Raw genomic sequence first — 12,431 nt, forward strand, 5'->3', positions numbered from 1 at the left:
CGGACCAAGGGCACCCGCCCCCGCAGGCCACCGTGAGTCGGACCCGCGCAGGGCGCACTGCCGGCCCAGGGCCCTTGGCGGGCGATGGGCAGGCAGTCGCACCGTCGCGCACGCCTCCTGCCGCGCAGCCCCTGTCGCGCACGCCCACCGTCGGTCTTGCCCTCGTCAGGCGCCCGGTCTTGCCCTCGTCAGGCGCCGAGCAGCGCCCCGACTGCGGCGTTGAGGTGGAGTCGTTGGCCGCGGGCGTAGCGGGCGGCCGCTTTGCGTAGTTCGTCGGCGGCGGGGTGTAGGGAGTCGTCGCGGGTCAGCGGGGGCGCGCCGGGGGTCGGCTGGACTGGGGGGTGTTCGGGTAGGGGGCGGCCGTCGGGCAGCCAGAAGGTGAACCGCCCGGGGTCGGGGATGCCGATGCTGTAGGCCTGTTCGTGCAGGCGGCGGTGGTGGAAGCCGCACAGGGTGATCAGGTTGTCGCTGTCGGTGGTACCGCCGTGGATCCAGTGCCGGACGTGGTGCAGGTGCAGGTGCCGGCGCGCTGCGCAGCCGGGGTAGCGGCAGGCCCCGCCGTCGCGTCGTAGCACCGCGGCGCGCTGCCGGGCCGTGGTGCGGCGGCGGGTGCGGCCCAGGTCGATCCCGCGGCCGTCGCCGAGTTCGGCGATCAGCCGGATCTGCTGGTCGCACAGCACCCGGGCGAGCAGGACGGGGTGGGCGCCCAGCCCGATGTCGAAGCTGGATCTGCCCCGGCGTTGGTGATCTTCCGCGGAAGATCGTTTCCCGGTCTCCGCGTCCATCCCGGCGTGCGTCCCGGCGTCCGTGCCGGCGTCCGTGCCGGCGTCGGTGCCGGCGTCGGTGCCGGCGTCGGTGCCGGCCGCGGGTGCCTCGGTCCAGGCGGCGGCCTCGGCCAGGGCGGGCAGGTCGGCGTGCAGCACGACCTGCACCGGTGCCCGCTGCCCGGTCGGGTCGACCCCGGCGGCGTCGGCGACGGCGTCGGCGTAGGCCTGGGCCAGCGCGACCACCGCGTCCGCGCGGGACCGCACCGCCCGCTCCCCGTGCCGGCCGTGCGCCCCGTCCTGCGCCCCGTCGTGCGCCCCCTCGTGGGCCCCGTCGTCCTCATCGCCGGGCTCGGCCGGGTCCGGCTCGTTCAGGGCGGTGGCGTAGGCGGCGTCCAACGCGGCCACCACCAGCGCCCCCTCCTCCCCGGCCAGGCGCGCCCTCAGCACGACCATGCCGTCGGTGTCGACGTACCAGCGGGCCTCCCGGGCCCGGTGCCGCGCGGACTCCTCCTGCGGGCGCAGCGAGCGGCGCAGCCCGGCCACCAGCCGCTCCACCTGCGCCCCGGTGCACTGCACCGCCAGGTCCAGCAGGGTGTCCTCCCCGACCTCGTCGACGGCGCGGGTGACCGCGCGGACCTGGGAGTACGACAACCGGCCCGCCGCGAACTGCGCCACCGTCCTGGGCATCCGCCTCAGCGCCCGCGCCACCCGCACGTGCTCGGCCGCCGTGCCCGACCCGATGCCGCAGCGCCAGGACAGCCAGTGCGCCGTGGACCGCACCCCGTAGGAGTGGGACCAGGCGGACCGGCGGTCGAACTCGCCCAGGTGCAGCAGCCACGCGCACGTCGCCGCCGCGATCCGCCCCGCCTCACCCACCACCAGCTCCTCCAACGCACCGTCATCCAGCACATCGACACCCGGCACATCGACGGCAGGCACATCGACGGCAGGCACATCGGCGCCCAGCGCATCAGCGGCGGCCCCGTCAGCCCCGACGAGGTGGTCAGGGCCACCGAGGCCAGCGCCGCCCAGGCCAGCGCCGCCCAGGCCAGCGCCATCGAGGTCAGCGCGACCGACGTCAGCCTCGGCATCACGCGCGTCGACGCGGCGCGGGCGGACGAGGGATGCGCCCGCGCGGCGGGCAGCGCCGGTCCCACCGGGCGCGGTCGGCGAGGACTCGGGTCGGACGTCAGACACCAAGGTCAGGTGATCAGGCATGACCCGACGCTACGGCGGAGGTCAGACACCCCCGCCTGGACAGCCAATGCCGGGCGGCAGGCAGCCCGCGTCACAACGATGACCCGTCCCGGGGGGCGACGGCAGCGGAGTGCGAGGGAGCGGAGTGCGAGGGGAGGCCGACTCGGGTCAGAGCCCGGCGACCTGCTTGACCAGCTTGGCGTAGGCCTTCATGCCGTCCCCGGTGAGGTGCACGCCGTCGGAGACGAAGTACTCGGGGTGGCCCTCCGACACCGACTTCCAGTCCGCGATGACCGCGTTGGGGTAGTCGGGCACGACCTTCTCGATGACCTCGTTGTTGGGGTCCATCCAGCGCCGCGGCACGTTGACGTTGACCACTACGACCCGCTGCCGGTTGTCCAGCGCCTCCAGCATGTCGCGCAGCTGGCTCTCGGTGATGATGCCGTTGGTGCCGGTGTGGATCATCACGGTCGGTGCCAGCTTGCCCTGCGACTGCAGCGTCTCGATCCGGGCCAGCACCCCGCCGGCCTGGCGGCCGACCTCGGCGTCCACGCCGGTCATGTCGATGACCCGCTGCAGGGTGACGCGGGCGCCGAGCAGGACCGAGTCGCCGATGGCGGACAGCCGGCCGTTGCGGTTCTTGGTGACCCGTGCGTCAGGCTCGGCCGAGGCGCCCGAGCCTGAGCCCGATCCCGCCTCGGTCGACGGATCCTGGGTCGGTCCCGCGTCGGTGTCGCCTCCGTCCGCCGGCCCCGCGCCGTCGTCGACAACCTCACCGGCCCCGGCGGGCTGCGGGTCGTCCAGGGAGACGCTGGTCGGGCCGCCGTCGGCTACGCCGATCGCGGCGGCCACGTCGGAGGCCAGGCCGCCGTTCTCGTCGGCCTTGGGTGCGGTCGCGAGGCCGGCACCGACGAGGGTCACGCAGGCCACCGTCAGGCCGACGCTCACCAGCGCCCGGCGGCGGTAGATGTCGCGGGTCTGGTGGTCGGACTCCTTCCATCGGGCCATGAAGCGGCCGATGGCCCCGTGCCGGATGGGCAGCTCGACGTAGCGATAGGACAGCTCGGCGACGCCGAAGGTGAGCCCGAGCCGCAGCAGGAGGTTCCAGACCCCCTCGACAGGGATGTCCAGGTCGGGCCGGGTGACGACGAAGATCGGCCAGTGCCACAGGTACAGGCCGTATGAGCGCTCGCCGATGTAGCGCCACGGCTGGGTGCCCAGCCAGCGGCCGAACGGGGCGCCGGGGTGGCTCGCCGCGGCGATGAGCACCGCCACCACGACCGCGATGACCAGGAAGCCGCCGCGGTACAGCGCGTTGGAGAACTCGCCGACGTTGAGATAGATCCAGCCGACCGCGAGCAGGGCCGCGATGCCCACCCCGGTCACGACCGCCGCGCCGCCGGGGGCCAGCTTCTGCTTGAGCCGGCCCGGCCGCCAGGCGGTGGCCATGGCGGCACCGACCAGGAGGCCCATGGCATGGGAGTCCGCCCCGAAGTAAACCCGGCTGGGGTCGGCGAGCTCGGGGTAGCCGTTGCGGATCGACAGCCAGGCCATCCATACCGTGGACAGCACCGCGCCGACGACGGCCACGATGCGCACCGCGGACCGGCCCCGCCAGCGCAGGGCGCCGAAGACGACCAGCGGCCAGATCAGGTAGAACTGCTCCTCCACCGCCAGCGACCACAGGTGCTGCAGCATCGCCGGCCGGCCGATGAACTCGAAGTACGACTGGTCGGCGGCGATATACCACCAGTTGGTGACGTAGAAGAACGCCGCGGGCACGTCGGTGCGTACCGACGGCGCGGCGTCGCGGTAGAAGAAGGCGGCCATGACGGAGACGACCGCCAGCACGAGGAACAGCGCCGGCAGCAGCCGGCGCGCCCGTCGTATGTAGAACCGCTTGAAGTCGATGGTGCCGCGGCGGTCGAACTCCTCCAGCAGCAGCGAGGTGATGAGGAAGCCACTGAGGACGAAGAAGACGTCGACGCCGAGGAAGCCGCCCTCGATCCAGGTGAGGTCGGCGTGGTAGAGCAGCACGCCGAGCACCGCGATGGCCCGGATCCCGTCGAGGCCGGGCAGGTAGCCCATCTCGCCGGCGGGGCGGCCGCGGTCGAGGTTCCAGGGGACGCGCGTGGGCGCCGGGCTCGAGGCCACGCATCCTCCTGGCTCGCGGGGGCGGGGGATCCCGGGGGTACCGACGCGCCGGGGCGGGACGGGGTTCCCCGGGCGGGGTCAGGTGCACGGTGATCGGATCGTGACGATTCTACGAGAGGGGACCGACTGCCCCCGCACGCCGCGCCCGGCGGACAGGGGCCCCATGGGTCACTCCCGGCTCAGGAACCACTTCCGGCCCGTGACGGCACGATCCCGACGGAACCGATCCCGACGGCATGATCGCGACGGCATGATCCCGACCGGAGGGAGGGCCGGATGAGCACCACTCCCGTGGCGGCGACGGCCATGGTGCCGGTCGAGCGGACCGTACGACGGCTGGGCTGGCTGGCCGGCTGGTGCGGCGCGCTCGCCGTGGCCGCGTACGGGGTGCTGGTGTGGACGTCCTGGGGCCAGCGCGGCGATGACGAGGCGTGGGTGTCCCGCGGCGCCATCGACCACCCCGACCTCCTGGTCGACCGTGACCTGCTCGGCGTGGTGACCGTCGCAGGACTGGTGGTCACGCTGGTGCTGCTCGCCGCGGTCGGGCTGGCCCGGCGCACCCCGCGACGGGCGCTGGTGGCGGCAGCCGGTTTCGCCGGCGCCGTCGTCACCGCGGAGGTCCTGCGCCGGGTGCTGCCCCGCCCGGGTCTGGACGACGTCTGGGCGGACGTGCTGGGGGAGAAGGCGTTCAACACGTTCCCGAGCGGGCACGCGACGATCGCCACGGCGTCCGCGCTGGCGCTGGTGCTGGTCTCGGCGCCCGCGTGGCGGAGGTGGGTGGGCCTGGCCGGCATCGCGTGGGCCTCGCTGGTCGGCATCGCGACGGTCGCCAGCGGGTGGCACCGGCCCTCCGATGCGCTCGGCGGCGTGCTCCTGGCCGGGCTGTGGCTGTCGGGCGTCGCGGCGTGGTGGGTGGCCCGCGCCGGACGACCCGGACCCTCGCGCCGGATGGCGTACGGGCTGCCCTGGGGCCTGGGCCTGGTGTTCGTCGTCGCCGTCGAGCTGTGGTGGTCCCGTTCCGGAATCGGGACCGGGGTGGGGAAGGCGGGCGGCACCGAGGTGCTCGTCTACGTCCTGGGCCAGGCGCTGGTGGTGCTGGCCGTGGTCGTGCTGCTCACGACCTACGGCCCGCTGATGCACCACGTGGTCCTCGAGCCCGAGGACGGGGACGGGCGGCCGGGCTGAGGGGTGCGCGGGCGGCCGCCCGGCCGCCCGTCCGACCCGTGCCGGTCAGGTCCCGCGGAAGCGGTTGATCTGGTCGAGGTGCTGCGTCCGAAGCTCCTCGTCGCGGACGCCGAGCCCCTCCTGCGGGGCCAGGGCGAGCACGCCGACCTTGCCCTGGTGCAGGTTGCGGTGCACCTCGAACGCCGCCTCTCCCGTCTGCTCCAGCGGGAACGTCTTGGACAGCGTGGGGTGGACCATGCCCTTCGCGATGAGCCGGTTGGCCTCGTACGCCTCGCGGTAGTTGGCGAAGTGCGAGCCGACGATGCGCTTGAGGTTCATCCACAGGTAGCGGTTGTCGTACTCGTGCATGTAGCCCGACGTCGACGCGCAGGTCACCACCGTGCCGCCCTTGCGGGTGACGTAGACACTGGCACCGAACGTCTCCCGGCCCGGGTGCTCGAAGACGATGTCGACGTCCTCGCCGCCGGTCAGCTCGCGGATCCGCTTCCCGAAGCGCTGCCACTCCTTGGGGTCCTGGGTCGTCTCGTCCTTCCAGAACCGGTAGCCCTCCGCGTTGCGGTCGATGATCAGCTCGGCGCCCATGGCCCGGCACAGGTCCGCCTTCTCGGGGCTGGACACGACGCACACCGGGATCGCGCCGCCGTTGACCGCCATCTGCGTGGCGTACGAGCCCAGGCCACCGGAGGCACCCCAGATCAGGACGATGTCGCCCTGCTTCATGCCCGCGCCGTTGCGCGACACCAGCTGGCGGTAGGCGGTGGAGTTCACCAGCCCGGGCGCCGCCGCCTCCTCCCAGGTCAGGTGGGCGGGCTTCGGCAACAGCTGGTTGCTCTTGACCAGCGCGATCTCGGCCAGGCCGCCGAAGTTGGTCTCGAAGCCCCAGATCCGCTGCTCGGGATCCATCATCGTGTCGTTGTGGCCCAGCGGGCTCTCCAGCTCCACGGACAGGCAGTGCGCGACCACCTCGTCGCCGGGCTTCCAGGCGTTCACGCCGGGACCGGTGCGCAGCACCACGCCGGACAGGTCCGAGCCGATGATGTGGTACGGCAGGTCGTGCCGCTTGGCGAGCGGATGGCTGCGGCCGTAGCGCTCCAGGAAGCCGAACGTCGAGACGGGCTCGAAGATCGACGTCCACACGGTGTTGTAGTTGATGGACGACGCCATCACCGCCACCAGTGCCTCGCCGGGGCCGAGCTCGGGCACCGGGACGTCGTCGAGGTGGAGCGACCTGCGCGGGTCCTTCTCCCGGGACGGCAGCCCCTCGAACATGCCGACCTCGTCCTTGTGCACCGTGACGGCGCGGTAGGACTCCGGGACCGGAAGCGTGGCGAATGTCTCGGCCGGGGTGTCCCCGGCGAGGATGGCGTCGCGGATCTCCTGCACGGCTGCCTCCGAAGGGTCGGGTCGGCCCAGCCTGCGTGGGCCACCGGCCTCGCGGCGAGCGGACTCGCGGCGAGGGACCGGGACCGACGTTACCGGCCGGTAGCGTCGGTCCTCGCGCAGGGGTCGGGGAACTGCGGGGTCAGCGGTCCAGCCAGGTGTCGAACCATCCGTGGGTCACGCCGTACCAGGCCAGGACCACGGCGACCACCAGCGCGGAGAACACGATCAGCTTGGTCGCCTTCGTCACCACGCCCCAGACGAGCAGCGCCCCGAACAGGCAGCCGAAGACCACCTGGATCAGCTCGATCTGCTGGTCGGTGAACGTGTAGCCGAACAGGGTCAGCCCGACCTGTCCCATCGGCCCCTCCTGCGGGTGTGCTGCCGGCGATGGCCCGATGCGGCCCGTGGCTGTCTGGCCGCCAGTGTGGGCCGGTCGTGCCCGTCGGTCAGTGCGACGCGCCGGGCGCGGCCTCGACCAGCTCCACCAGCACCCCGCCGCAGTCCTTGGGGTGGGCGAAGTTGACCCGGGATCCGGCGGTCCCGCGCCGGGGGGCGTCGTACAGCACCCGCACGCCCGCCGCCTGCAGGCGCCGAGCGGCCTCCTCGACGTCGTCGACGCCGTACGCGACCTGCTGGATGCCCGGACCGCTGCGGTCGAGGAACTTGCCGATCGTGGAGTCCGGGCTGAGCGGGGCGAGCAGCTGGATGCACGAGCCGGAGTCGCCGACGGCGAGCATCGCCTCCCGGACGCCCTGCTCCTCGTTGACCTCCTCGTGCACGACCTGGAGACCGAAGGCCCGGGCGTAGAACTCCTTCGCCGCGTCCAGGTCCGGCACCGCGATGCCGACGTGGTCGATCCGGGTGATGAGCGGTCCGAGCGCCTCGGTCGCGGGGGTGGTCATCGGTCTCCTCCGGTGGTCGGTCCGGGCCGCGCGGCCCGGGGGCGGTCCGGGTGGGGCCGTCGGCGGCGGCCGGCGGGCCCCTCGCTATCGTGGCAGCACTCCATCGACGGCTCTCGGGAGGGCCCATGTCCGGATCGGTCATCGTCGCGGGGGCACGCACCCCCATGGGTCGGCTGCTCGGGTCGCTGAAGGACTTCTCCGCCGCCGACCTCGGCGGCTTCGCGATCAAGGCGGCGCTCGAGCGGGCCGGGGTCGCGCCCGACCAGGTCGACTACGTGATCATGGGCCACGTCATCCAGGCTGGCGCGGGTCAGAACGCCGCGCGGCAGGCGTCGGTCAAGGGCGGCATCCCGATGGACGTGCCGGCCCTGACGATCAACAAGGTGTGCCTGTCCGGCATCGACGCCATCGCGCTCGCCGACCAGTTGGTCCGCGCGGGCGAGTTCGAGATCGTGGTGGCGGGCGGCATGGAGTCGATGACCCAGGCGCCGCACCTGCTGCCGAAGTCCCGGGAGGGGTTCAAGTACGGCGACACCGCCCTGGTCGACTCGATGGCGTACGACGCGCTGTTCTGCGCCTTCGACCAGCTCGCGATGGGCCTGAGCACCGAGCAGTACAACGGCCGCTACGACCTGACCCGCGAGGAGCAGGACGCGTTCTCCGCGCGCTCGCACCAGCGGGCCGCCGAGGCGCACAAGAACGGCCTGTTCGACGACGAGATCGTCGCCGTCGAGATCCCGCAGCGAAAGGGCGACCCGATCGTCTTCGCCCACGACGAGGGCGTCCGCGGGGACACCACGACCGAGACGCTGGCCCGGTTGCGCCCGGCGTTCGCCAAGGACGGCACGATCACCGCCGGCTCGGCCTCGCAGATCTCCGACGGCGCCGCTGCGGTCGTCGTCATGAGCAAGGCCAAGGCCGAGGAGCTCGGCCTGTCGTGGCTGGCCGAGATCGGTGCGCACGGCGTCGTGGCCGGCCCGGACGCCTCGCTGCAGGAGCAGCCGGCCAACGCGGTCCTCAAGGCGTGCGAGAAGGAGGGCATCACGCCCGCCGACCTCGACCTGGTCGAGCTGAACGAGGCCTTCGCCGCGGTCGGCATCGTGTCCACCCGCAAGCTCGGCGTGGACGAGGAGATCGTCAACGTCAACGGCGGCGCGATCGCCATGGGCCACCCCGTGGGCATGTCGGGCGCGCGGCTGGTGCTGCACCTGGCGCACGAGCTGAAGCGGCGCGGCGGCGGCGTCGGCGCGGCCGCGCTGTGCGGCGGCGGCGGCCAGGGCGACGCCCTGATCGTGCGCGTGCCGAAGGCCTGACCCCGACCCGTGGCCCGCTCGTACGACGTCGACGAGCTCGTCGAGCGGGCCCGGCGCGGCGAGCCCCGGGCGGTCGCCCGGCTGATCTCGCTGGTCGAGGACGCCTCGCCGCAGCTGCGGCGGGTGATGGCCGCGCTGGCGCCGGACGCCGGTCGCGCGTACGTCGTGGGCATCACCGGTTCCCCGGGGGTCGGCAAGTCGACCACGACGTCGGCGATCGTGTCCGCGTACCGGGCCCAGGGTCGTCGCGTCGGGGTGCTCGCGGTCGACCCGTCGTCGCCGTTCTCCGGCGGGGCGCTGCTGGGGGACCGGGTGCGCATGCAGGTGCACGCGACCGACCCTGAGGTCTACATCCGGTCGATGGCGTCCCGCGGCCACCTCGGCGGCCTGGCCTGGTCGACGCCGCAGGCCCTGCGCGTCCTCGACGCCGCCGGCTGCGACGTGGTGCTGGTGGAGACCGTCGGCGTGGGCCAGTCCGAGGTGGAGATCGCCTCGACGGCGGACACCACCGTGGTGCTGCTGGCGCCGGGCATGGGCGACGGGATCCAGGCGGCCAAGGCCGGGATCCTCGAGATCGGCGACGTGTTCGTGGTCAACAAGGCGGACCGGGACGGCGCGGACGCGACCGCGCGCGAGCTGCGCCACATGCTCACGCTGGGCGAGCGCCCGGACGGGGGCTGGACGCCCCCGGTGCTGAAGGCCGTGGCCTCGCGCGACGAGGGGATCGACGCGGTGGTGGGGGCGATCGACGACCACCGCCGGTGGCTGGAGGAGACCGGCGGGCTGCAGCTGCGCCGGGTCGGCCGGGCCGCCGCGGAGGTCGAGGCAATCGCGGTGGCCGCCGTGCGCGCGCGCATCGGCGACCTGCGCGGTGACGCGCAACTGGTCGCGCTGGCCGAACGCGTCGTCGCCGGCGAGCTGGACCCCTACGGCGCGGCGGACGTGCTGCTGGCCGAACTGGGGTCCTGACCGGCACGATCGGCGGGTGGACCTAGCCCCGCAGGAACGTGACCGGCTGCTGCTGTTCCTCGCCGCCGAGCTGGCCCGGGCCCGCCGGGCCCGGGGACTGCGGCTCAACGTCCCCGAGGCCACCGCGCTGGTCGCCGACGCCGTGTGCGAGGCGGCCCGCGACGGCGCGCGGCACGCCGACGCGGTGGCCGCCGGCGGCTCAGTGCTCACCGTGGACGACGTGCTCCCGGGCGTGGCCGACGTCCTGGACGTCGTCCAGGTCGAGGCGGTGTTCGACGACGGCAGCCGGCTGGTCTGCGTGCGCGACCCGGTCGCCGGCCCTCGGCTCGGACCAGAGGCACCGGGTGCGGTGCTGCCGGGTGCTGGCCGCGACCGTGACGGGGCGCACGCCGACGTGCGCGACCGCTGGTCGGCGCGGGACCGGGTGCCGGTGGTGGTCGTCAACGAGGCCGCGGTCCCGGTCGCGGTGACCAGCCACTTCCACTTCTTCGAGGTCAACCCGCGGCTGCGCTTCGACCGTGCCGCGGCGTACGGGCGACGGCTGGACCTGGCGTCGGGGCAGTCGGTGCGCTTCGACCCGGGGGAGCCGGTGACGGTCGAGCTGGTGCCGATCGGCGGCGACCGGGTCGTGGTCGGCTTCGCCGGGCTGGTCGACGGCCCGCTGGACGCACCGGGGGCGCGCGAGCGGGCCCTGGCGGCGCTGCGGGAGTGCGGGTTCGCCGATACAGGGGACACCGCGGCCGGTACCGCAGCCAGCGATGGCGTGGACGACAGCGGGGACAACGACCGGGGTCCGGGGCCGGACGGGGCGGCGGCAGCGGCGGTGCGGCGGCGGCGGCGCCAGGCCGACGGGGACCCGTCGTGACCGGCGTCCCCCGCGGTGCCGACGACCTGGCGGCGTACGGTCCTCGGCGCGGCGACCGGGTCCGGCTCGGCGACACCGGGCTGGTCGTGCAGGTCGAAGCGGACGACCGGGAGCCCGGCGACGAGTTCGCGATCGGCTTCGGCCGCAACGGTCGCGACGGCATCGGGCTGCGCTCCGTACGCGCGGACGAGTCCTGCGACGTCGTGGTCAGCGACGTCCTGCTGCTCGACCCGCTGCTGGGCGTGCGGGTCACCTCGCTCGGCATCCGAGCCGGGCGGATCGCGGCCGTCGGCCGCGCCGGCAATCCCGACACCACGCCCGGTGTCGGCGTCGTCGTGGGCAGCGGGACCGTCGTGGTCCCCGGAGACGGTCTGATCGCCACCCCGGGAGCGGTGGACACGCATGTCCACGCCCTGTCGCCGCGGGTGTTCGAGGCGGCCCTGTCGTCCGGGGTGACGACGCTGGTCACGCAGGAGTTCGGCCCCTTCTGGGGTGTGGGCGTCGGGTCGTCGTGGGCGCTGCGCCGTGCGTACGCGGCCTTCGACGCATGGCCGGTCAACGTGGGCGTGCTGGGCCGTGGCGCGGCCTCCACCCCGGGGCCGCTGCTGGAGGCGCTGGAGGGGGGCGTCTGCGGGTTCAAGGTGCACGAGGACACCGGTGCGCACCTGGCGACCCTCGACACGGCCCTCTCCGTGGCCGAGGAGTACGACGTCCAGGTCGCGTTGCACACCGACGGCCTGAACGAGGGCCTGACCGTGGACGACACCCTGGCGGTGCTGGACGGTCGGGTGGTGCATGCGTTCCACGTCGAGGGCTGCGGCGGCGGCCACGCGCCGGACGTGCTGCGGCTCGCCGGGATCCGACACGTGCTGGCGTCCTCGACCAATCCGACGCTGCCGTTCGGGCGGGACGCCCTCGCCGAGCACGTCGACATGATCATGGTGTCGCACCACCTGCACCCCGAGCTGCCGGCCGACGTGGCCCTGGCCCGGCAGCGGGTCCGGGCCGCCACGATGGGCGCGGAGAACCTGCTGCACGACCTCGGCGTGATCCCGATGACGAGCAGCGACGCGCAGGGCATGGGCCGGGCGGGGGAGACGGTACGGCGCACCTTCGCCCTCGCCGCGGTCACCCGGGGGCTCGAGGGCGCTGAGCCGGATGACGGCAGCGGGCACGACAACGCACGGGTGCTGCGCTACCTGGCCAAGCTGACCGTCAACCCGGCCCGCACCCACGGCCTGGCGCACGAGGTCGGGTCACTGGCGCCGGGCCGACTGGCCGACGTCGTGCTGTGGTCGCCGCGCGCCTTCGGCGCCAAGCCCGCCCTGGTGCTCAAGGCCGGGCTGCCGGCCTGGGGGGCCGTGGGGGATCCCAACGCGACCATCCCGAGCGCCCAGCCGCGGGTGCTGGACCGCCAGTTCGGCGCGCACGGCGCGATGCCGGCCGAACTCGCGGTGCTGTTCACCAGCGGCGCGGCGGTGGAGTCCGGCGCCGACCCGGTCCCGACCCGGCGCCGGCGGGTGCCGGTGCGCGGCTGCCGGACCGTGACCGCGGCGGACATGGTCGGGCACGGGCGGCTCGGCGACGTCCGGGTGGACCCGTCGGGCGCGCGGGTGACCCTGGACGGCGTGCCGCTCGTCATGGACCCGGTCGACCGGGTCCCGCTGGGCCGGCTGTACTTCCTGTGACCGGACGC

Annotated in this window: 10 protein-coding genes; 5 read left to right on the top strand and 5 right to left on the bottom strand. The window is 74.0% G+C overall.

Annotated features, from left to right (window positions below; genetic code table 11):
* Positions 1-188: 188 nt before the first annotated feature.
* Both R2737_07720 and R2737_07725 read right to left on the bottom strand, forming a co-directional pair.
* The gene (locus tag R2737_07720) at positions 189-1,676 is read right to left on the bottom strand and encodes a DUF222 domain-containing protein (protein ID MEZ5116140.1); all 1,488 of its coding nucleotides are present in this window, start codon (positions 1,674-1,676) and stop codon (positions 189-191) included.
* Positions 1,677-2,132: 456 nt separating this feature from the next.
* Positions 2,133-4,118 carry an acyltransferase family protein gene (locus R2737_07725; protein ID MEZ5116141.1) on the bottom strand — a complete coding sequence of 662 codons (1,986 nt, stop codon included), beginning with the start codon at positions 4,116-4,118 and terminating at the stop codon, positions 2,133-2,135.
* Positions 4,119-4,394: 276 nt separating this feature from the next.
* Between R2737_07725 and R2737_07730 the strand changes: the two genes are divergently transcribed.
* Entirely contained in the window at positions 4,395-5,303 is a 909-nt protein-coding gene (locus tag R2737_07730; GenBank protein ID MEZ5116142.1) for a phosphatase PAP2 family protein, read from the top strand.
* Positions 5,304-5,348: 45 nt separating this feature from the next.
* Here R2737_07730 and ccrA read toward each other — a convergent pair whose 3' ends face one another.
* The 3 genes from ccrA to mce all read right to left on the bottom strand — a co-directional run bounded on the left by ccrA (position 5,349) and on the right by mce (position 7,588).
* Positions 5,349-6,686, bottom strand: coding sequence for a crotonyl-CoA carboxylase/reductase (ccrA, locus tag R2737_07735; protein ID MEZ5116143.1), 1,338 nt, complete (start codon positions 6,684-6,686; stop codon positions 5,349-5,351).
* 139 nt (positions 6,687-6,825) lie between these two features.
* Positions 6,826-7,044, bottom strand: coding sequence for a hypothetical protein (locus R2737_07740; protein MEZ5116144.1), 219 nt, complete (start codon positions 7,042-7,044; stop codon positions 6,826-6,828).
* Between the two features lie 88 nt (positions 7,045-7,132).
* Positions 7,133-7,588 (bottom strand): methylmalonyl-CoA epimerase, encoded by a 456-nt coding sequence (gene mce, locus R2737_07745; protein MEZ5116145.1) that lies wholly within the window; start codon positions 7,586-7,588, stop codon positions 7,133-7,135.
* Between the two features lie 125 nt (positions 7,589-7,713).
* Between mce and R2737_07750 the strand changes: the two genes are divergently transcribed.
* From R2737_07750 to R2737_07765, 4 genes are read left to right on the top strand one after another with little or no spacing between them, the layout of a single operon-like run.
* Positions 7,714-8,901, top strand: coding sequence for an acetyl-CoA C-acetyltransferase (locus R2737_07750; GenBank protein MEZ5116146.1), 1,188 nt, complete (start codon positions 7,714-7,716; stop codon positions 8,899-8,901).
* 9 nt (positions 8,902-8,910) lie between these two features.
* A complete protein-coding gene (gene meaB / locus R2737_07755) occupies positions 8,911-9,870 on the top strand; it encodes a methylmalonyl Co-A mutase-associated GTPase MeaB (GenBank protein ID MEZ5116147.1) in 960 nt (319 codons plus the stop codon).
* A gap of 16 nt (positions 9,871-9,886) precedes the next feature.
* Positions 9,887-10,735 (top strand): urease subunit gamma, encoded by an 849-nt coding sequence (gene ureA, locus R2737_07760; GenBank protein MEZ5116148.1) that lies wholly within the window; start codon positions 9,887-9,889, stop codon positions 10,733-10,735.
* A complete protein-coding gene (locus R2737_07765; GenBank protein ID MEZ5116149.1) occupies positions 10,732-12,423 on the top strand; it encodes an urease subunit alpha in 1,692 nt (563 codons plus the stop codon). Before ureA ends, R2737_07765 begins: the two co-directional genes overlap by 4 nt.
* Positions 12,424-12,431 lie beyond the last annotated feature (8 nt).

It is taken from the genome of Candidatus Nanopelagicales bacterium (assembly GCA_041393815.1).
Classification (GTDB): domain Bacteria; phylum Actinomycetota; class Actinomycetes; order S36-B12; family JAWKJK01; genus JAWKJK01.